We start from the raw sequence: 21,641 nt of genomic DNA on the forward strand, positions 1-21,641 counted from the left end.
TCGACCAGATGATTGACGCAACTCTTGTCATTGCCGCCTATAACGCCGAAGCGACGCTCTCGCGATCCATCCAGAGCGCGCTCGCGCAAACCGGTATCCGTCCTGAAATTATCATTGTCGACGACGCATCACAGGATCAGACGGCCTGTAAAGCCAGAACCTTTCCGGGCGTTCAGGTCGATCGATTGATCCGGAACGGTGGCCCAGCCGCAGCACGCAACCGGGCCCTTGAGCTTGCAACCGCAGAGTGGATCGCCATCCTTGATGCCGATGACACCACGCGCCCGGATAGGCTTTCGAACATGATCCGCCTGGCAAAGCAGACGGGCGCGGATGTCGTCTTGGGAAATTTTGTGCCCGTGACGCCGGATGGCTCCGCCGTCGAGGGATCGGCCTTTCTTTCCGAGACAGACGTCACTGATGGCACCCTGCTTTCGCTGGAAGACTATGTCGCCCGAAACATGGTGAGACACGACGCACCGAGCTTGGGATATCTCAAGCCTCTCTTCCGGAAGAGCTTCCTTGATCGGGAGGGCTTGCAGTACGACGAGACGCTGAGAAATGGCGAGGACTGCCATCTGATCTTCGAAGCGCTGGCCAAAGGCGCAAAGGTCGTCGTCTCCATGTCTCCTGATTATCTTTATTGCGTCCGTCCTGGATCGGTATCTCATCGCGCGAACCCCGATCACATTCAATCGCTGATCAACGCCGATACGCGGTTTCTCAATAAATATCAGGACAGCCTTTCGGCCCGGACAAAGATGCTTTTTGCCCAGCGCCGAACAGCGTTGACAGATATGATGCGGTCTGAGCAGGCGATCAGCGCATTGAAGAACAGGGATCTGCGCCGCATCCTGTCGATCTTTGCCGCCCGGCCCCGCACCGCGATAAAGGTTAGCCGCCAGATGACCGAAGCTGTTGCAAAACGTCTGAAGCGACGAAACGTGTTTTGAAAAGGAAATAGGGCGCCCCCGCGCGCTGAAGTGTCATGTTAACGAGTAAAGATGTGCAAGCCTCGAGACTGAATGGTCCCGTTGAACGAGGCGCCGGCTTGGAAATATCATCGGATCCCCAACCAGATCGCAGGATTGCGACTGTGATCATCCAACGGCGCCTTGACGATGCGCTGTCCGGGAGCGCTGTCTATCTGCTGAACTGCATGAGCTCTCTTGAAGAAGCCGGTTTCGGCGTCCGGATCGTCGCGACCCCAAGATCGAGCTTTGGCAGCAGGCCGATCTCCCGCCCGGACCCGGTGTTCCGAACCAAGGGACGTAGCCTCACGTGGCCAGGGACATGGCGGATCGGATCTCTCTACATCGCGCGGGATCCGTATGTGTGGAGACGCGCCGCGTATCGTCTGGGCCGCCAGATGCTTTGGCTCCTGAAAGGCAGGCGGGAGGCCGAGCGTCCATCGATCCCCAGCACACTTGGTCTGCCACCCGAGACAGGAGAGGCGGCCCGCACTGTCGCAGCGGTCAACGCCGTTCGGTCCCAATTGGTCGTGGGCGAATACAGCTCCTTGGCTCCACTTCTGAGGGACTGCCAAGCCGATGCGAAAGCCGTACTTTTGCACGACCTGTTCTCCATGCGTAGCAAAGCCTTCATTGACGCAGGCCTTCCCCCCGATCATGCGTCCCCTTCCTTCGAAGAAGAAGCAGCCCGGCTGGCCGATGTCGACCTTTGCATTCACGCATCCGCAACCGAAGCCGCCGCCCTGGAGGAACGGCTACCCAACTGCCGTCACATCTGGCTGCCCCCAAAAATTTCAGCCAACATCCCCGACCCGGCCCCGTCCATGAAGGCAAAGGTCGTCTTTATCGGCGTGAAGCACGGTGGAAACTTCGATGCTCTGGACGCAATTCTCAACGAGATCTGGCCTGAGGTGCATAAGGCCCGCCCCGAGGCAGAGCTCTGGATCGTGGGTGAAATCGCGGAGATGATCCAGACCGCCCCTCCCGGCGTCATTCTCAAGCACCGACTGGAAAGTCTGCTAGACTTGGCTGGCCCCGACACGATCGGTTTTGCGCCCACAAGGGTAATGAGCGGAATCAGCATAAAACTGGCCACTTACCTTGAGCTTGGATGTTGCATCGTCTGCCATAGCAAGACGCTTGACGCTTATGGCGGGCGCCTCGACGATCTCGTCAGCCATGCCGAGACGGAACAAGACGTCGTCGCCCTTCTGATCCGGCTTCTTGACGATCCCGACCTTCGGAAAGACAAGGCTGGCCGTGCCGCTAGGCTTGCCAGAGAGAGGCTCAACAATTGCGACTTGGTCGCATATCTCGAGACAATCGGCTCCGGCCAAGCGTCTGTGCAATCTGGTGATTAAAGACCGTCTTCCGCCTCTCTCAGCCGTCTCTGATAGCGAAGGATATCGCCGGGTATGATGGCCTGACCGGGTTCCGCGACGAACTCGGACAAGCTGCCATCGACGTCCCGCGAGATTGTCAGGTCAATCACGATATCATCTTCATCCGCAGTTCCCACGAAGCTGCCTGTTTGGGCGGCAACCTCTCTGAGCGTGGATCTGCGGATCATCAGAGCCTCTCGATCTGCAGTCACCCGTTGCAGCTCGGTCGCCGCGTCGGTCGAGCGGCGCGTGCGCAGCGCGACCGCATCCCGATCGGCTTCCTTGATGCTTTGCTGGGCGCGGTAAAGGGCGTTGCTTTGGGCCTGAAGCTGGTTCTCCAGATCAAAGAGCCGCCGCTGTGCATCCACGATCTGCGGCTGACGCGCCAGCCCGCGATCCGCCAAGCTCTCCATGTTCTCTAGGTTCTCCCTCGCCGACTCGATCTGCAGGTCCACCCGGTCCATCGTCGCTTCCAGCCCTTCAATCTCGGACGTCAAAAGCGCCTTGAGCTCCTCCAGCGCCTCGGTTTCCAGATCGATGGCTGCCTTACGCGATGCAAAGACTGCCTCTTCCTCAGCCTGGATTTGCAACAACGCGTCGGTTCCGTCAGGATGCTGGGTTTCGCTTGGAAAACCGGGGCTATCCATGCCGTCGATTTCCGCTCGCAACCGGGCAATTCTGTAATCCGCTCGCGCAATCGACGTCTGCAGATCGCGCATCGCACCTGCATCCCGGATCGCCCCCAGCTCATCCAGATTGCGTACCGCCTCTCCTCCCGCCAAGGCAATGGCTTGGGCCACGGTCAGACCGGGCTGCGCCGGATAGGCGCCGGGCTGCTGCACATCGCCCACGACATAGAACGACCGGTGCTGCACGACCTCGACGGCGGTCGACGGAGGCTGAACAAAACTCACGACCGTCTGAAGCAGGCCTCCAATCGTATCCGACAGCTCTGCCGTCGTCTGGCCGGCAACATCCACTCGTCCCGCGACAGGCAGCATCAGATAGCCGCCCGATTGTACGACATATTCTCCGCTGACCGCATCCCAGGTTTCGTAGCGCCGCGTCGTATCCTCCCAAATGACGACCCGCACGGACAGCCGGTCACCAGCACCCACGGTGTAGCGCTCAGCCACAGCTGCGCTTGCACCTAAGCAAAGCAAGAGTAACCAGAGGGAACGCGGCCAGACCTTCGAAAAACGGCCCAAAAGACGAACTGAAACGATGCGGAGAAAAAGCGGCAAGGGTGACCTCACTGGACAAGACCGAACACAAGATGTCTACTCACAGTCATAGTTTGATTAGTTGTTTGACGCAGTAGGAATTTGAGTGTGGCTGGTGAGATCAGCGCGATAGTCCCCACGTTCAACCGTGGAGCGTATTTGGAAGAGGCCATTGCAGCCATAGCGTCACAGACTCGCCCGGTCAGCGAGATTGTCATCTGGGATGACGGCTCCACCGACGACACTCCACAACGCATCGCGGATCTAGAAGCACGATTTCCAACCCTTGTCCGCGCGTTCACGTCCAAGAATGGTGGCAAGGCAAAAGCTCTGAACGCGGCTCTCGCGCAGATTTCGGGAGAGTATGTGTGGATTTGCGACGACGACGATGTCGCTCTTCCCATGGCGACACAGACTCTCATGGCAGGCTTTGATAGCTCTGACGTGGCGCTTGTCGCAGGTCGGCACCTTCGGTTTCGCGATGATGCAAAAGGCAACCGCAAGACATACGACACAGGATACTGGCCAGATCTCTCCTCGGGCAGCCCGCTTCGCCATATTCTCGAGGATATCTTTTTCTTCCAGAACGGATCCCTTGTCAGACGACAAGCGCTGCAAGACGCCGGCCCCTTCCGCGAAGACCTCTCCCGGTCCATCGACTACGAGATGTTCCTTCGACTCGCCTCCCGCAATCCGGTTCGCATCCTCGAGGACGTCGTTTTCCTCCAGCGCAAACATGACGGAGCACGTGGTCCGTCATCAGCACAACACACGGCTGACCAGTCGGACACTGTCTGGAAAAGCCATGACCTCAAGATCTTTCGTGATGTCCGGGAGACTCTCCCGCTCAGCCTCTACGAAGCGCTTTACCAAAGCACGGACCCCGACCTGATCCATCGCGCAGCTCTTTTGCAGCGCGGTACGGTCTATGCTCGTCGAACCGACTGGGATCTCGCGCTCGAGGATTTCACGGCCGCCGCCGCTCTCGACCCCGGCCGGCCCCTCACATCTGTTGAAACGGCTATCACCCGTCGTGCCATGTCAGGAAAACACGGCATCGATGAAGCACTTCAGCCCGTAACCCTCCGCAAACTCAAGTCGCTAAGCGGTAAAGGCCGGACCGGCACGGATATCCTCAACGCCCTGCGACGCGGCGCACTCTGGCATGGTCGAACAGCCGTTCAGTCCCGAGACTTGCCCCGAGCCATCTCGATCGCATCGCTCGCCGCTCCGCTGCTCTGGTCAAAAAATAACGCGCCAGACAGTGATCTGACCGAACGTCAAACTCTTCCGCTGGACGTCTACGGATGGTGACCGACTTGCCCCAAACGCTGGTCCTTATCCCAACATTGAACGAGGAACGCTACATCGCTGGCACTCTCGAGCAACTCATCGAAGGTGATCCCCTCGCGTCGACTTGCCCGATCCTCGTCGCGGACGGAGGAAGTACCGACCGGACCCGTAATATCGTCAAGACGCTGTCACAGACGCATCCGAACATCCGCCTCATCGACAATCCCGGCCGAACCCAGGCCGCCGCCATGAACCTTCTTCTGTCGCCGGAATTCGATGGCTCCAACATCTTCATCCGCTGCGATGCCCACGCTGACTATCCTCCCCGCTTCGTCTCAAGCCTCGTCGCAAAGCTCTCCGAGGTCGACGCCGCCTCGGTAGTCATCCCGATGGATGCCATCTCGCAGGCCGGGTGCTTCCAAAAGGGCCTCGCCTGGATCGCTGACTCCAAGCTTGGCGCAGGTGGCTCCGCTCATCGCGGCGGGACGAAGTCTGGCTTTGTCGATCATGGACACCACGCCGCATTCCGCGCTTCAGCCTTTCGCAAGCTCAGCGGATACGACACCAATTTCGTGGCGAACGAGGATGCTGAATTTGATCGCCGCCTCATCGAAGCAGGTGAACGCATCTGGCTCGAAAGCGACATCCGCATCGGCTACTATCCTCGCGCTTCGGCCAAGGGTCTCTGGCGTCAATACTTCAACTACGGACAAGGCCGCGCGCAGACCTGCCTCAAACACTTGATCCGGCCAAAACTTCGCCAGCTCATACCGGTCGTGAATGTCCTGCTGCTAGCACTCAGTTTGATCGCACTCCCCTTTACATCCCTCAGCATCGTCTGGCCCGCTCTTTATCTCTTTCTTCTCGTGATAGTCTCCCTTAGCACTGCGCTGACAAAGCATTCCGCTTGCGGCCTCATCGCTGGCCTTGCGCTGGGCATCATGCATCTCGCCTGGGGTCTCGGCTTCCTTGTTCGGCTTGCCAAAGGCCGCCCACACATCCCAGCAAGCCCGGTCAGTCAAACATGATCGCGTTCTTCGGTCATAACGTAAATGACGCAGCCGTTGCCCGCCGCGCCGCGGCCTTTCAGAAGGCTGGCCACGAGGTCATCGGCTATATGCCGCGCCGCGGCCCTGCGAAACCTGTCCCGTGGGCCAATGTCGATCTTGGGGAAACCTTTGATGGCGCCTACTGGCAGAGGATCAAGAATGTCAGGTCTGGCTTCCACATCACTCGCGAGTACAAGGAAGATCTCGAACGAGCGACGATCCTCTACGCCCGCAACCTCGATATGCTCGCTCTCACCGTTACCCTGCGTCGCAACCTTCGGCTCAAAGCTCCGATCGTCTACGAATGCCTCGACGTCCATCACCGCCTGACGGGGGACGCACTCACCGCCCGCATGCTCCGGCGGGCCGAGAGGGCGTTTCTCAAGCAGACTTCGCTCGTCGTCATCTCGTCCCCCCGCTTCGCGACAGAGCATTTCCGGAAGTACTACCCCAAGGTCTGCCGCACCTTTCTGATCGAGAACCGGCTGATCGATGTGCCGGACCTCCCGCCTCGTCCGTCACCGCCTGAGCATGCCTCGACCGGCCCGCTCCGCATCGGCTGGTTCGGCAATCTCCGCTGCCGCAGATCGCTCGATCTGCTGCTCGATCTGGCTCGAACCTACCCGACCGATATCGAAGTCACGCTTAGAGGATATCCGGCCCGAACCGTCATCCCCGACCTTGAAGGCGAGATTGAGGGTATCCCGAACATCACCTTCCACGGCCGCTACGAGGCACCCAAGGATCTCGAGGCGATCTATTCAGAGGTCGATCTTGTTTGGGCGGGTGATTGGTACGAAGACGAGGCAAATTCCGTCTGGCTTCTCCCAAACCGCATTTACGAAGGCGGGTATTTCGCGACACCAGCACTCGCTCCGGCCGGGACGGAAACCGCCCGGTGGATCGCCGAGAATGGAGCGGGGCTCTTGCTCGACTCCCCGGTCGAGACCAGCCTGCCCGCTGCCATTTCCCGGCTTATCGCAGATCGATCCGACATCTCCACGATGCAAAAGAAACTACTCAACGCGCCCAGATCGCTCTTCGTCGAAGAGCCCGAGCTCATCGATAGGATGATAGAGACAGCCTTGGGCAGTCAGTCCTCTTCGGACCGCCATTCCATCGCGGCAACCGGACCGGGGGCCGAAACGGGGCGGTAGTCGGTCCCGAATTGCTCGGGGTACTGGATCGCCAGCGACACCTCTGTGATGTGCAGCGAGAACTCCCCGGCCAGTCGAGGCGCCCGCCCCTCCTGAAGCGCCTCCGCCATCTCGGCGACGCCCAGCGCAAAATCCATCGGATATCCTCGCTTGGCGGTCGAGATTTTGCGCTGGCTCTGCGGCTTGATCTTGCGCGACCCTGTCATCCCAAGCAGTTTGATCGCCCCGCGCCGCATCTTGCTCTTGGGAACTGGCGTCACCCGAACCTTGCCGGAATAGTCCCAGGTCTCGCCCACCTCGAGAACAGAGTTCTCGCAGAACACCCGGAACCGGTGGTCATGCGGCGCAATAATGCTGTTCGTCATCCGCGCGACGACCCCATTATCAAATTCCAGACAGGCACAGCTGAAATCCGGTGTGTCGTAGTCCGGCGGCGTGTCCTTGCCTTTGTCGGGCACAAGGCAACTGGCAAAGGAAACAACCCGCCGCACTCCGCCGAACATCGCAACCAGCCAAGTCAGCGCGTAGCCAGCATGTTCGATCGTACAGCCTGTCTTGAACTCGTCCTTCGCGGGCCAGAATGCGCCTGAAGCTGTCTTCCAGTTCTGGTAGCCGATCTTGTGCACCATCCCATCATCAAGCTCGGCATAGACAAGGTGCGGTTTGCCGTGTGCCCCGCTTTGCACCTCTCTAGCCAAGGTTTGAGCGGCCTCCCCTAAGGCGCTCGAAGGCGCACAGACAAGATGCAGGCCCTCATCCGCTGCTAGCTCCACCAGTTCCCGCGCCTCTGCCAAGTCCATCGCAAGCGGCTTTTCCGAATAGACATGCCGTCCGGCTTCGAGCGCCTGCTTTGTAACTGCGTAATGCTCGTCAGGATTGGTCAGGTTCACGACAATCTCGACTTCCGGATCCTCCAGAAGGGCATCAAAGGACGGATAGGTCTCGAGCCCGTAATGCTTGGCAAAGGTTTTGAGCCGCTTCGGGTCGCGGTCATAGACCCCTTTTAGCTCAAGCGTTTCGCTCCAGTTGGCGAGCGCACTTTGATAAAGATCGGCGACATATCCGCAGCCCACAAAGGCAATACCCGCCGTCATACTGAAAGAGACCTCGGCTTCAGATCAAAGCAATCATCGACGTTTACGAAGGCTGAGAAGGTCGCGTGGGAAAAAGACATCATGGCAATCATCACTATGAACAAGTCGCTTAATTGAATAGTCGCACCCTTCCTCTTTTCGCCGCCAAGCACAAGTTGGAGCCAAGCCATCGATAAAGAAAAGGGACCACCGCCATGATGGCGATGATCCCTGACGATCTTTTAAATCGAGCCGCCGTCAGCCCAGATCGAAAGTCTCGATCGTCTGATCGACCCAGACAAACTCGTCCACCCAGCGGTTGATCATGATCGCCGAACTGGTCTCCGGGTCAGCCTCCTTCTCGAAGATCTCCGGGATCTCGGCCTCAAGCGCTATCTGCTCTTCCGCCGTCAGACCAGCAAACCGCTCGGCGCCCTGCATCGGCTTTTCGGTTGTCAGAACCAGGCTTGTACCGGGCTCCGCCTTCACCGGTTTCTCGGCTTTGCTTGTGATCGAAAGATCCGAAATCTCGCCTTCGAAGATGTAGTGATACCGATTACTGCCGCTATCGGTCTTCCCGCCGAAGGCACCGATCTGGATATGCTCGGGGCTGGTCTCCCAAGTCATATCGAAACCGGCATCCGACCCGATCTCCTGCCCATCGATAGAGGCTGAAACCCCGTCCGGACCAAAGGCAATCTCAACCGAATGATCGGTCTTCGAGCGAATGCCATCGACCTCGAACCGAACGCTTTCCTCCGCATTCTGGAACCGGACGATCATCGTCCCGTCCTCGATCCAGACCGACACATGATACCCATCGCCCGTGGTTCCCGTCGCATCACGGGAGAATAGACCCTGACGACCGCTTACTGAATCGGCGTTGAAATCGAACGATATGGTCGCGTTGGACACCGCCAGATCACTATCGGGCGTGTATTTCATCACATCCGACCAGTTGCCCTTGAACGTCTGCGACTCGATCCGGACAAGCTCCGCCTCTCCCGTCCCTGGCTCGGGATCGGGCTTTGGATCCGGTTTAGGGTCGGGATCAGGCTTTGGATCCGGATCGGGTTTGGGGTCTGGATCAGGATCCGGCTTGGGATCGGGATCCGGTTTCGGGTCGGGGTCCGGATCCGGTTTTGGATCTGGATCGGGCGTCGGGTCTGGTTTGGGATCGGGCTTCGGATCAGGATCTGGAGCACCGGTATCCAGCTGATTTCCACTCTCCCCAATCACGCGCAGATCCACAATTTCGAGCTTGCCGACGCCGTCATCCGCCAGATCGCTTGGCAGACGACCCATATTCATCGCGCCATTCGGGAAGTCTCCGGGGCGGTCGATGAACTCAAGCTCGATTGCGACAGGCATCACGGCGACCGTTCCTGTCACCCGGTCCGACACCGCGATATCCACGATGACAAAGTAGCTGCCATCCTTGGTGTAGTATCCATTCTTCGCCGCGTTTTCGGACCACCACGTCTTTTGGCTGGCACTTTGATAGCGGCCTTTTTCGGACCCCATGACCAGCTCGACGGAGCCAAGCGCATCGGTCTTCGTCACGACGACCGAGAACCGATCATAGCTTTCCGTCATGACCAAATCGGATTTCTTGAGATCTACCTTCGCCGACAGCGTTCCCAGATCGACCTTCGTCTTCCAGTTCGACCCATCGTAGTTCAGCTTGTAGGCCGACGCCAAAGCGCCATCGATGCCAAGCGCCTGCTTGTCCTTCACGCCGATATAGGTATTGCCAAGAATGACGTGAGTATACTCCTCACCCTTGTCGTGGTTTTTCTCCCAAACCCCGTAGTCGAAATTCTCGAAGTGATTGTTGACCAGCTTCAGCTCGTGAAACTCGCGGCTGAGCACTCCGGTCGTGCTGTTGCCCGCCGCGCTCTTGACGTGATCGCCGGTAAGCCCGCCCTCGACACCGACAAAGACGCTGTCCTTGATCAGGTAATCCCGCTGATAGAACCCGACCACACCCGCGCCGACTTCCCAGGCCGTGAAATCCTCGATCACCGTCGTTACATCGGTTCCCGAGGGCCGCTTGTCCGCGCTCGTATTCAGACCGACATGAGAGGCAATCGCCTCGTTACCGGTGAAGACGCGGTTCGGGATCTTAGAAGCGGACACGTCCTCATGTCCAAAGAACGGATCGTAGCCATAGATGCTCTCAAAATCCGAGACGAGCGGATCGATATGGGACGGAGAGCCATCCTCCTTACCCATCGGCCAGAACGAATAGCCCGCCCCGTTCGAGCTAACCGCCACATTGTCCGTGGTTTCTATCATCCGGGACTTGAAACCGAACCCGATCCCCTGATGAAACGAGTCGTCGTGGTTCTGCTGACGCGCCGCCGGATGATCGGTGGCGTTCCCGTGCTCCGAATTGAAAGTAACGTACTCTCCGGTCGTCTGGATCGTGATGTTGTCATGCCAGCGCCCGGTCTCGTTGCCAGCCTCGGCAATGATCGCGCCCCCGTTCACACCGAAGACCGCGTTCGAGACCACATCCAAGTTGGCGTCATGGTGAACGATACCCCAACCGGGGCTGCCCCAGACCGCATTGCCTTCCGCCAAGGCGGGCTCATCAACCGCCTCGCCGCCAGTGCGGTGAAAATGAAGCGCATAGCGCCCGGCGACATTGTCATCGCTGTCGAGCGGGATCGACTTATCCGTCCGGCCCAGTTCAAAGAACTCGGCATTCTTCACCGTCACGTCGCTATTGTGCATGAACATGACATGTCCGCGCTCATCGACAGGCACGCTCTTGCCGTCCTCCAGATAAGCGGCGTCATCCGTTTCGGTCCCGATAAAGACATTGCGGCTGTAGTTCGCAACCGGCACCTGAAATTCGGCGCCCGACATCGTGTCCGGCGTCGTGTGATCGTATTTCAGCTTTTGATCGAGCATGACGACATAAGTCCCGTCGCCCGCGGCCGAAATCGACTTGATCGTGACGATCTCGTCCTGAAATTCGTTATCGCCAACAAGTTTCGTACCCGCCACGACCAGCTTGTCGCCCGCCTGCCATCCTTCCGGACGCTCATCGAATGTGAGAAAGCTGTCCCCCTTCTTGGGATCGACCGACGCCTTAAGAAAGCTGTCCTTCTCTTGGCCCACGATCTCCACCTTGCCGTGGGTCACGATCCCCTTCGACAACTGGCCAGGATCTTCCGCGACATTGATCGGACCATTGTCGCGGTGGATGATGATCTCCGCCGTGACGCCATCCTCTACCGGACGGCGCTCAGTGCCAATCGTCAGCGTGGACATCGGGCCGGTCAGAAGGGTGTCAACGACCAGCTTGGTGTCAGTATCGGTCGCAAAATGCAGCTCACCTTCGACTCCGACACGGTCAAGCCTCGCGTTACTGACCCCGTCATATTGTACCGATACACCGTGCGAGATCAGGACACTCTGACCGTCCGACGGCACGCGTCCATCGGCCCATGTATCGGGATCGAACCAAGATCCGTCATTGACAGCAACGGCGACACCTTTGTCGCCCTTCTCCGGCATGAGGTCGAGCAGGCGCTGATGATCGACGGCCTTGTCCTTGTCGTCGGGATGAGCAGTCGATCCATCGCCGTGTCCTCCGTGTCCTCCGTGTCCTCCGTGTCCTCCGTGCCCACCATGACCCCCGTGGCTGCCCGTCGCAGACGAATCCATCTCCATCTGCGTTCCGTCGTTCATCATGCCGTCCATCGCCGCACTCACTTCTTATCTTTGAAGCAACCGCCTCGCAGCAGGTGCCTAACTCGCCATCTAGTCCGGCCAACAGAGTTAACCGCTTATAGTTAATCGTTGCCTAAAGCCGTACGGTTTGCTCCGTTCACAGCGATTGTGGCCGTAATGAGATCGCTAACAACGGCAGAAATAAGTTACAAAGATGACCTCAGGCAAACCTAGCGAGTGAGCAAAAAACCGCAGACAATTCAGGGTTGTGTCACGTAATCACGCCAAACTAGGACATATTCAGCTCAGACAGGACTGGTTGCGGTTCAAGGGGTTGGACACCGCAAAGCCTTGATTTTGAGATGGGTGAAAATCCGCCTGCGAAATGTGGCAAAGCAGGCCTATCTTTGCGAAAAACTATGGAAATTTTCCGGATCGGTCCGGAAATTAATCGATTCCGCCATCGTGAGAACAGCGTCAAAGGCGAATCGTCGCTGTCCTGCGCCTTCACAGTGTCTCTTTTTGATGCCAAGCTAAGACATTGTTTGAGGTTTGCTTCGATGAGAGTTCTTGTTCTCGCCCCGCAGCCATTTATGACGCTGCGCGGCACCCCCATCGCCATAAAAATGATGCTCGAAGGTTTATCCGCGCGCGGTGATACCGTCGACGTTTTGACCTTCCCCGAAGGCGACGATGTCGAGATCGCGAATTGCCGTCTCTTCCGTCTTCCACGCATCCCCGGCCTGTCGAATATTCCGCCCGGCTTCTCGCTCAAGAAGCTGTTGCTCGACGGCGTGATGATCCCCTACGCCATCGCACGGATGATCCGGTCCCGCTACGATTTGGTTATCGCGGTCGAGGAATCTGCCTATATCGCTATGGCGCTGCGTCCTCTCTTCCGGGTGCCGTATATCGCCGATATCGACAGCTCGATCCCTGAACAGCTCGATGACAAATACGACCTGCCTGCCCCTATTTTGCGTGCATTGTCGACGGTCGAGCGCTGGGCCTGCCGCTCCGCCATCGGCGCCATGGTCTGTTGCAAGGCCCTGCGCGACTCGGTCCGTGAACATGACGCCGACTTGCCAGTCCAGGTGCTTGAAGATGTCACCATGCTTGACGACAACGACCCGCGGCCGGCGCCGAAGGACATGGAGTTCGACGAGCCGACCATCGTCTATGTCGGCAATCTCGAGCCTTATCAGGGGATAGATCTTCTTCTCGACGGATTTGCCGGTCTCGACCCCGATCGCACACACGCGCGGCTCGTGGTGATCGGCGGCAACGAACAGCATATCGCCGAGAACCGTATCCGCGCTCTCGAGCTCGGCATCGCCGACCGCGTCAGTTTCCTTGGCCCGCGCCCGGTTGCCGATCTCGGGCCCTACCTTCGCGCCGCTACAATCGTGACCTCGCCACGCATGCAGGGGCGTAATACGCCGATGAAGGTCTATTCCTATCTCGACAGTGGCCGTCCCCTCCTCGCGACACGCCTGCCGACCCACACTCAGGTCCTGACCGACGAAGTCGCCCATCTCGTGACAGCCGCACCGAAGGATATGACCGAAGGGTTCGAAATGCTCCTCGCCGATCCGGACCTCCGCGATCGCCTCGCCACGAATGCACGCGCCTATGTCAAACGCGAGTTCACGCCGGCGGCCTACAGGCAAAAGCTCGACCAGTTCCTGAGAACCGAAATTGAACCCCGTCTCGCCGGACGGACCCGACCGGTCGCCACCCGATGAACCGGATCGAGATCGCCTCGGCAACGTCCCGGCAATGGGACGTCGTCATCGCGGGATCCAGCTTTGCCACCCTCTTTTTCGCCTATGCCCTTCGCGAGCGTGGTCTTCAGATCCTTTTTGTTGAAAGAGGACCCTTCATTGACCGCCAGACCCAGCTGGACCGGCGCTTTCACGACAAACCGGCCCCGGTCCGGCAGGATAACCGCTCGGGTCACCGGAAAGACTGGACCATCCGCCATCAGGTCGGCGGCGGCTCCAACTGCTGGTGGGGCAACACCCCGCGCTTCCACCCGAGCGATCTCGAACTCAAGACGCGCTATGGCATCGCGCAGGATTGGCCAATCTCCTACGATACGCTCGAACCCTATCTCCTCCGTACCGAAGAGATCATGGAGATCGCAGGCGACAGCGAAACGTCCTTTACGCCTCGCTCGGCCCCTTATCCCTATCCGGCCCCGATTCTCTCCCGCGCGGATCGCAAACTCGGCGAGGGCAATCTGGGATGGCAGGCGATGCCCTCTGCCCGCTCCAATGGCGGGCGCCGTCCGACCTGTTGCGCCTCGGGAGCCTGCACACTTTGCCCGGTCGATGCGAAATTCACGATCCTGAACGCTCTGGAGGAGATGACCGATGACGGCTTCCACCTCCTGACCGATACCGAACTGCGCACCGTCGAAACTTCTGCAGGTGAAGCGACCGGCGCTCTCGTCCGGACCGGGGATGGCGCCGAACACCGCATCGACGCGGACCTCGTCGCGCTTGCCGCGAACCCGATCGGAACCTCTGCCATCCTCCTCAGATCGGAGCTTGGCGGAGAGCATGTCGGCAAAGGCATTCATGAACAGGTCGGCCAGTTCGCCTGGCTCGATATCCCGTTCGACAATTACTACGGTGGCTCCTCCTTTACCGGCTTGGGCTACGGCTTTTACGACGGCCCTTTCAGGTCCGAGGCGGCCTCTGTCCTCATCGAAAGCTGGAATGCCCCGCCATCCCTCCGGCTCGAACCGGGCAAATGGCTCCAGCGGCTCAAGCTAAAATTCGTGGCCGAGGATCTACCGCAGGACCGCAACCGCATCATCCTCGAGAACGATGAGCCGACACTCGTCTGGCATGGTCACACCGACTACGCCCTCGCCGGTCTTGCGCGGGCAGTGGACAACCTCTCCGACATTATTCCTTTCGACTACGAGGTTTCGCGGATCGGCGATCTCGAACCGACTGAGGCTCACGTCATCGGCGGCACCCCGATGGGCAAGGATCCGGTCACCAGCGTCGTTGATCCATTGGGCCGCGTTCACGGCATCTCCAACCTTCTCTGCCTCGGTGCCAGCACCTTCCCGACAGGCGCAGCCGCCAACCCCACGCTCACCCTGTCCGCCTTGTCGCTACGCAGCGGAGACCTGCTATGAACAAACTCACGCGCCGCACCCTTCTAGCTGGCGGAGGCGCGATAACGGCGCTCGCAGCTCTCGGAATTGCTGGCGGTGGAACCACGGGCTTCCTGCGCCGGGTCACCGCCGAGCATTTCGGGAAGGACGCCCTCAAGATTGACGGCATCGACGCCTTCATCGACGACTACACGGCTGTCATCTCCGACAGCCAGTCGCTGAAAAAGCGAGCCGCAGAGGTCTATTTCTCATGGCGCGGTGACCGGATCTACTTGATCCCCGACGCCTCCAATCTCAAAGAGCGTTTTCTCCAGACGATCCTGACCCGCAGCAACATTATCGCGATGCGGCAGGGCCGATCCGACCGTTTCGACTACTCCAACCCCGCCCCGTGGGAGCCCGACTGCGGCCTCTACCTCTCTGCCTTCGCCGAAGACAACGTCTGAGGCTGCCGCGCGCCGCTCAAAATCCGCTCCGCCGCGGATCCCTCCAACTCCGCTAGCGCATTACACCCGATTGCGCCCCCCTCGCGTTCCCAACCGAGCATCGCCATCCCGTCATGCCGCGACAGTACCGCCTCGGCGCCGCTCAGCTGCGCAGCCTCTCGCAGCCGCAGTGCATTCCCTGATCGCGCCCACGGCGCGTCCGCCAAAACAACTCCTACCGGATGGCATGCAATCAACCGCTCGATGTCACCGACATCGCCCGTCAAAGGACGACCAGTCCGAAAATCCGCCGCAAAAGCCTGCGTATCGGGCCCCAAGGAATAGAGAAGCTCGGAAAACCGCGGCCGGTTGAAGCCCACGTCGTAATCCCCCAGCCATTCCACGGCCCGCATCTCTTCGGTTGTCACGACCAGCGCGCCCCGCTCCAGCCAGGGGGTGACGACCTCCTCGGCACTTCTCCATTGCCACCGAACCTTGCCCAAAAGCTCGCCGTCATTAAGCCCCGCAATCAACCCGACACTCCGCACGAAGGCCGCGTTGGCAAAAAACGCAAAGGCAAGCGCGACGACGATCCCGCTCCACGCCACCGGCCGCACCCAGCGCTCCGCCACCAGGGGCGACACCGCCTCCCGCGACGTCTCAATGAGCCACCCAAAGACCGCACTGATCACCGCCCGCAAAGCGATCCCCCAGATCACAAAGAGGAACGGCATCACTGGATACAGATACCGGATGTTCTTAAGCCCCCCGAAGGTCTGCAATACAAAGCAAACCGCGAATAGCACCAAACAGAAGAACGCTGGCTTGAAATTGACTCGCAGCGCGATCAGCGCGGCGACGGGAAAGAGAGGCCAAAACGTCGGATAGTTGTCCCTGAAATCGCGATGATAGAAGGTCGTATCCCCCGAGGCGGGCCATGGCTCCCAGCGATAGGTCGTCCAAAGCCACCCCAAAGTGTCGTTCAACACTCCGCTTGCCAGAACTCCCCCCACGACGACGACCGCCGCCAGAACGGCCCACTTCACCCACGGGATCTCCCGCAGCCATCGCGGCCCATATGCCATGGCGACCCAAAGTCCCAAAGCACCGGCGCCAAGCAGCGTGAGCATCTGCAAGCGATAGGCCGCTGCCAGAAGGATCCCCGCGCCCAGAAGCAAGCCCACTCTTATCGCGACGGTTCGCGCTTCCTCAAAAACCGCATAAACCGCCATTGTAGCCAGTACGAACAGAAGCCCATGAAGGGCATAGAACCGGATATATTGAGACACCTCGATCCCGTTCGGCCAAAGGATCAGGAACACCGCGACGATGACCGCCGTCCCTCGTCTGTCGACATGCCAAGCCCACGCAAAGATCGCGACGACCAGCAGAACACCAGGCAGCACCGACGGGATCAGTCGCGCTGCCCACCAGGACGGCTCCCCTGTTAGGTCGAAACTGGCCGCGATCAGCCGCGTGAAGTCCGAGGCCCGATCATAGGTCCCATCGAGGACGGAAAACCCCTCTCCCGCATGGTAACTTAAGGCAGGAACCAGCTGATAGAGCTCATCATAAATTGGTGGCGCGCCCAGCATCGCGATCCGGCTCACGAAGGCCAGCCCGAAGACCAGCAGAAGCGCACCGACAAAAAGGGCGCTCTGGCGCGCGGGGCTGCTGCGTTCTGTCGCCAAGGCCATCGTCATGTCCTAAATTGCCTTCCGGTCTGCTCGCATCACAACCGGACTCCCGATGGCCGATGCTAGTCCAACAGCGGTCAGACCGTCCTCCATCCGCTGCGAAATCGCGGGCCGGGCCAGCTTACGGTGAACCACCATCGGCAGCGTGAATTGACCAATGGACCGCCCGGGCGCAAAACCAAGGCTCTCCAGATGTTGCCGGACCGCGCTCGCTCGGATCACCGTGAAACGCCGCGTATCTCCTTCGATCCGTTTCTTTAGCCCAAAAAGCAGCGGCTCCAGCGCATTCGCACCGGACGGCGTCGGAAAATCGAAGATCACAGCGTGCCGCGCCACCCGCGTCATCTCGCGCAGAAGCCGTTCCCAATCGCCGACATGGGCCATCATGCGAAACGAGGTCACGACGTCGAAACTCTGATCCTCGAACGGCAGATCCATCAAGGACCCGGTCTTCAGTGTCAGTCGATCAGATTGAAGCTCCGGCAATCTTCCAAAGGCATCGTCCACACTGGCAAGGACCGTGACCCGGTGCCCGTCCTCCAGCATCGGACGCGCGATCTGCCCGTGCCCCCCGCCGACATCCAGCAGATGATGCGTCCCCTCCGGCATCAGATCGCGCAGCGCCCGGGTTTGCACCGACAATAGCCATTCCCCGGCAGCACCGGAAAACCGCGCCGCATAGCGGTCCGTCGATGGATCAAGATCAGGCCGATCCGACCCGATATCGGGCACGATCTGGACGGGGTTCGCGCTCATGCCGCCGTCTTCCCGGAGCCCTTGAGCCAGCCTTCCTGCCGATACCACTCAGCGGTTCGCGCAATGCCGTCCGCCAGCGGCACCTTCGGCTGAAACCCCAGCCGATCCTTCGCCTTATCCACCGAGAACGCCCGCGCCTTGGTGAAGAAGGCCACCCGCCTTCGATGCAAAGGCGGATCGATTCCGAACGGGCGGCACGCGAATTCGCAGGCCGTCGCCGCCAGCATCAAAGGCACCACCGGCAGATGCAGCGACGGAGGCTTCACGCCCACCGCTCGCGCCACTTCCGCCACCAGACCGTCGAGCGTCGTGTAGCTATCGTCCCCGATCAAGAAGACCTCGCCAATTGCCGCCGGATGCTCTCCAGCGAGGATCAGACCGTCCACCATGTCGTCGATATAGGTCAGATGATACGCGATATCGCCTTTCCCAAAGACCCGGAACGTCCCGTTCTCGACCGTGCGGAACAGCTTCAGAAACCGATCGTCCCCGGGCCCGTAAATCCCAGTCGGTCGCACGATCGACACCGGAGCGCCTGCTCGCGCGGCCTCTTGCGCCAGCATCTCTCCGGCCAGCTTCGAGCGCTGATAGACATCACCGGGATTGAATGCGGTCTCCTCGTTCGCGGGGATTTCGGCCACATCGCCATGCACACCGCAGGTCGAACAGTGAACGATGCGCTCTACCCCGTGCCGGTTGGCGGCCTCCAACACGTAGCCGACCGCATCGCGGTTGATCCTCTCGTAATAGGCGTCGCTGTGGTTCGCTGTCCGGTACACAGCCGCGATATGGAAGACGTGGGTCATCCTTGCCACAGCCTGGTCAATCGCCTCTGCATCGCCGATATCGCCCTGGATCAGCTCGATGCCGCCCTCTGCCAGCCGCTTTGCATTCGCCCCGTCCGGATCGCGCACCAAGGCCCTCACATGATACCCTTTCGCGCGCAACGCATGGGCCAGATGCGATCCGGTGAAGCCGGTCGCTCCGGTCACCAGCGCGCGGCGATCTGCCAGCAAACTGTCCCCCATCCTAGTTCCCTGCCGCGTCTTGCGCCGGAACAAGCGCAGGATCCGGAACCAGATCGGGACCGACGACAACGCTCGAATTGCCGAACGCATCCACTGCCTCGACCTGGCTTGTCAGCACCTCGGCCCGCACCTCGCCCAAGGGCAGGATCACAGATCCGTCCGAGGCCGCTGACGCCGTGACCACTTCATCCCCATTCGCGACGGTGACAACCGCTGTCGCATCCGTATCCAGCCCGATCACATCAAGCCGAACCGCCAACGCGCCATCCTCGCCCCGCCCAAGCCGTCCATTCGTCAGCGCCAGATCCAGATCGTCATCGCCCGCGCCCTCCCGCAGTTGTAGGGGTGGCCCAGGCACGCGCATCATCTCTCCGGCATCGTCCGTCACGATCAGCTCGCTCGACAGCGGACCCACCGACAGCGCGCCAAGATCAAAAAGGATCGCGCCGTTCGTATCCGTCGTCTGCATCACATCCGATGCTCCATCGGAAATCACGATCAAGGCCTCCGACCCGCGCTCCATCCCCGATAGGATGAAGGTTGCAAGCCGCGCCTCGTTTTCGTCCAACCAGGGGTCCGGAGCGTCCAAGGCCAAACCAGCCGACTGATCTTGGGGTCTCATCTCGACGGTTACTGCGTCGAAGCTGATATCAACATTCGACTCCGCCGTCTTCGCAGTCCGCGTCGCCGCACCAAGACTGATTGTCTGCCGCCCGGCATCCAATGTCTCGAACTCAATTACCGTTTCCGTAAACGGCCCACCCGCGTCCTGCGCAGGCCCGAAAAGAGGCATCACCTTGTCGCCGATTGAAACGAAGACAGCGACCGACTGCGCCGCATCCGGATCGCTCGCTACGATGCGGTGTCGAAGCGTAACTGTCGCGCCTTGTCCGTTGCCTATGGCAACCGGCGCGCTCCAGACCCCCCGGATCCCTTGCTCGTCCGGAACCTCCTCGCGACCCGCAAAGCCAAGATGCAAAGCGCCGTCAGTCGCGGATCCAACCGCGCTTCCTGCAGGATCAGCCGTGAAAGAGAACCCTCCGGAGCCGTCCTCGAACACCTGTTCGAGAAGTGCTGGGGCAGGCGGATTTGCCACTTCCGGCAGAATGGCGAAACGGGCATCTTCCTGAGCCGCGCGCGCGGGCGACAGGCTCAGTCTCACATCATCGAATGACACGTTCGCCCGTTCGGCCTCGGACGTCCGCCGGCTGAGATACCCGCCCAGCGTCAGAACATGGGTTCCGGCAGGTAGAACACCCAGATCCAGACGTGCCGTCTGGTCGCCGGTATCGGCCCGCGCGGTCTGTCCATCCACCGTGATCTCGTTCACGAGATGAAGCGTCTCGTTCAGCTTGACCAAAGCCTCCGCCCGGGCCGGGTTGGTAAAGGGCCCCCTCATCCGTAACCGGTAGCCCAGATCAAGCGTCACCTGCATCGGCTCGCTCAGCGTGAACGATCGCGACCACCCGCCCGAGAGGTCCTCAACCGTGTCCACAAATTCACCTTGCCCCAAGGCGACCCCGATCCGCCCGCGCGGTTGGGACAGCGCGGCCTCGTCATGCGCGGTGGCGTTGCGAAAGGCGCTGTCGGAGTAATGAAACCCGCCCCGATCGGTCGAGAATGTCTCGAGGATCGGCATATCGACCGCCAGAGCCAGGGTCGCCGCATTCGACCAAGCCTCACCTGCCCGCACCCGGTAGGTCAGCTCCTGTATGCCCCCTTCGGCGGCAGCCTCGTAAAGGATCCGCCCATCCTCCATCACCGTCGCCGTCCCGGCAGACGGAGCCTCGACAATTTCCACACTGCCTGGATCCAGCGCACCCTTAACAGCGCTGTCATTGGCCAGAACGTCGATCTCAACCGAAGCCCCGGATGCGACATGAGCTTGATCGGGCAGGGCGACCGGCGCCTCGCGCGGCGTGAAGGCCACCCGCGAATAGACCGCCTCGCCTGATGCGCCCGGCTGCGGCACGCCTGTGAAATCGCTCGCTCCGCTCCAGACGCTCATATAGATTTGCCCCGCCGCGCTGGGCATTCCAATCTCGTCCGCCTCGACCTCGCGCAGCAGCACGTCGTTTACATACCAGCGGATCCGTTCAGGCTCCCATTCAAACGCGTATGTGTGCTCTTCGAGCGCAGCATCGAACCCAAGATCCACAAACTCCCCGTCGCTGCCTTCGGGTGTGTGGTAGGTCAGCAGAACCTGCGTCGTATCCTCGCCTTTGAACTCGAAATCGATCTCGCTGACAGGATCGTCGAAAAAAGGTCCTGTATAGACGAAGAACGACGACAGGATCCCCTCGACCGGCGAGGGCCTCATCGTCACTTCATAGCGTCCGTAATGCGCCCAGCCCCGCGTCTTGATCTCGGACCCGGTGAACGGCTTTCCGTCCTTTTCGGTATCGTCGAACCTAAGCGTCAGGGTCCCGGGAGTATGATCCACATAGGCTGCCGACCAGGAGGTCTGATTGAACCGCGCCGGTACCGTATGCTCCGCGATCCGCCAGCGCGCGTCATCCAGTGTCTCGAACGTATCGACGAAAGCCTCGCCGTGCCCCTCCGCAGAAAGCGAGGCCGCCATTCCAAGACTGATCAGAAAAACCCCTGCGGAAACCAAATACGTCATGAGCGAAACCAAACCATTCTCACAAACAACGGCACCAGGACGACGATGCCAGATCTTTCAAACTCGAATAGGCAGCAGCGAGAGCCGCCTTCTTAAATATACCGTAACGTTAACGCGAATCCGAGACTGCATCAATCACCCGCT

The 21,641-nt window shown here is 60.0% G+C and carries 15 protein-coding genes; 8 read left to right on the forward strand and 7 right to left on the reverse strand.

Going from position 1 to position 21,641, the window contains the following annotated elements; genetic code table 11:
• The first annotated feature begins 8 nt into the window (after nt 1-8).
• Together AAD018_RS00735 and AAD018_RS00740 are read left to right on the forward strand one after the other, a co-directional pair.
• The gene (locus AAD018_RS00735; RefSeq protein ID WP_367314051.1) at nt 9-953 is read left to right on the forward strand and encodes a glycosyltransferase family 2 protein; all 945 of its coding nucleotides are present in this window, start codon (nt 9-11) and stop codon (nt 951-953) included.
• 380 nt (nt 954-1,333) lie between these two features.
• Entirely contained in the window at nt 1,334-2,332 is a 999-nt protein-coding gene (locus AAD018_RS00740; protein ID WP_367314050.1) for a glycosyltransferase family protein, read from the forward strand.
• Here the strand turns inward: AAD018_RS00740 and AAD018_RS00745 are convergent.
• On the reverse strand, nt 2,329-3,489 hold the full coding sequence (locus AAD018_RS00745) for a polysaccharide biosynthesis/export family protein (protein ID WP_367314049.1): 1,161 nt from the start codon (nt 3,487-3,489) through the stop codon (nt 2,329-2,331). The two genes, AAD018_RS00740 and AAD018_RS00745, sit on opposite strands and share 4 nt — an antisense overlap.
• 195 nt (nt 3,490-3,684) lie before the next feature.
• On the opposite strand from AAD018_RS00745, the gene AAD018_RS00750 reads away from it, so the two are divergent.
• From AAD018_RS00750 to AAD018_RS00760, 3 genes are read left to right on the forward strand one after another with little or no spacing between them, the layout of a single operon-like run.
• Nucleotides 3,685-4,890 carry a glycosyltransferase family 2 protein gene (locus AAD018_RS00750; RefSeq protein ID WP_367314048.1) on the forward strand — a complete coding sequence of 402 codons (1,206 nt, stop codon included), beginning with the start codon at nt 3,685-3,687 and terminating at the stop codon, nt 4,888-4,890.
• A complete protein-coding gene (locus tag AAD018_RS00755) occupies nt 4,887-5,897 on the forward strand; it encodes a glycosyltransferase family 2 protein (protein WP_412005152.1) in 1,011 nt (336 codons plus the stop codon). Before AAD018_RS00750 ends, AAD018_RS00755 begins: the two co-directional genes overlap by 4 nt.
• The gene (locus AAD018_RS00760) at nt 5,894-7,075 is read left to right on the forward strand and encodes a glycosyltransferase family protein (RefSeq protein ID WP_367314046.1); all 1,182 of its coding nucleotides are present in this window, start codon (nt 5,894-5,896) and stop codon (nt 7,073-7,075) included. The genes AAD018_RS00755 and AAD018_RS00760 overlap by 4 nt, the downstream gene beginning before the upstream one ends.
• Here AAD018_RS00760 and AAD018_RS00765 read toward each other — a convergent pair.
• Nucleotides 7,012-8,169 (reverse strand): Gfo/Idh/MocA family protein, encoded by a 1,158-nt coding sequence (locus AAD018_RS00765; RefSeq protein WP_367314045.1) that lies wholly within the window; start codon nt 8,167-8,169, stop codon nt 7,012-7,014. The genes AAD018_RS00760 and AAD018_RS00765 overlap by 64 nt on opposite strands.
• A gap of 237 nt (nt 8,170-8,406) precedes the next feature.
• The gene (locus AAD018_RS00770; RefSeq protein WP_367314044.1) at nt 8,407-11,874 is read right to left on the reverse strand and encodes a G8 domain-containing protein; all 3,468 of its coding nucleotides are present in this window, start codon (nt 11,872-11,874) and stop codon (nt 8,407-8,409) included.
• 320 nt (nt 11,875-12,194) lie between these two features.
• Here AAD018_RS00770 and AAD018_RS00775 point away from each other — a divergent pair, with 320 nt between their 5' ends.
• From AAD018_RS00775 to AAD018_RS00785, 3 genes are read left to right on the forward strand one after another with little or no spacing between them, the layout of a single operon-like run.
• On the forward strand, nt 12,195-13,577 hold the full coding sequence (locus tag AAD018_RS00775; protein WP_367314043.1) for a glycosyltransferase family 4 protein: 1,383 nt from the start codon (nt 12,195-12,197) through the stop codon (nt 13,575-13,577).
• On the forward strand, nt 13,574-14,986 hold the full coding sequence (locus tag AAD018_RS00780; protein ID WP_367314042.1) for a GMC oxidoreductase: 1,413 nt from the start codon (nt 13,574-13,576) through the stop codon (nt 14,984-14,986). The genes AAD018_RS00775 and AAD018_RS00780 overlap by 4 nt, the downstream gene beginning before the upstream one ends.
• Nucleotides 14,983-15,411: a hypothetical protein gene (locus AAD018_RS00785; RefSeq protein ID WP_367314041.1), complete on the forward strand. Its 429-nt coding sequence runs from the start codon at nt 14,983-14,985 to the stop codon at nt 15,409-15,411. The genes AAD018_RS00780 and AAD018_RS00785 overlap by 4 nt, the downstream gene beginning before the upstream one ends.
• Here AAD018_RS00785 and AAD018_RS00790 read toward each other — a convergent pair.
• Genes AAD018_RS00790 through AAD018_RS00805 form a run of 4 tightly spaced genes read right to left on the reverse strand, consistent with a single transcriptional unit; the run spans nt 15,378 to nt 21,452 of the window.
• On the reverse strand, nt 15,378-17,087 hold the full coding sequence (locus tag AAD018_RS00790; protein WP_367314040.1) for a hypothetical protein: 1,710 nt from the start codon (nt 17,085-17,087) through the stop codon (nt 15,378-15,380). The genes AAD018_RS00785 and AAD018_RS00790 overlap by 34 nt on opposite strands.
• Nucleotides 17,088-17,096: 9 nt before the next feature.
• Nucleotides 17,097-17,843 (reverse strand): class I SAM-dependent methyltransferase, encoded by a 747-nt coding sequence (locus AAD018_RS00795; RefSeq protein WP_367314039.1) that lies wholly within the window; start codon nt 17,841-17,843, stop codon nt 17,097-17,099.
• Nucleotides 17,840-18,871, reverse strand: coding sequence for an NAD-dependent epimerase/dehydratase family protein (locus AAD018_RS00800; RefSeq protein ID WP_367314038.1), 1,032 nt, complete (start codon nt 18,869-18,871; stop codon nt 17,840-17,842). The genes AAD018_RS00795 and AAD018_RS00800 overlap by 4 nt, the downstream gene beginning before the upstream one ends.
• A gap of 1 nt (nt 18,872) precedes the next feature.
• Nucleotides 18,873-21,452 (reverse strand): family 16 glycosylhydrolase, encoded by a 2,580-nt coding sequence (locus AAD018_RS00805; protein WP_412005153.1) that lies wholly within the window; start codon nt 21,450-21,452, stop codon nt 18,873-18,875.
• Nucleotides 21,453-21,641: the final 189 nt, after the last annotated feature.

The organism is Aestuariibius insulae, from assembly GCF_040783535.2.
GTDB classification, from domain to species: Bacteria; Pseudomonadota; Alphaproteobacteria; order Rhodobacterales; family Rhodobacteraceae; genus Aestuariibius; species Aestuariibius insulae.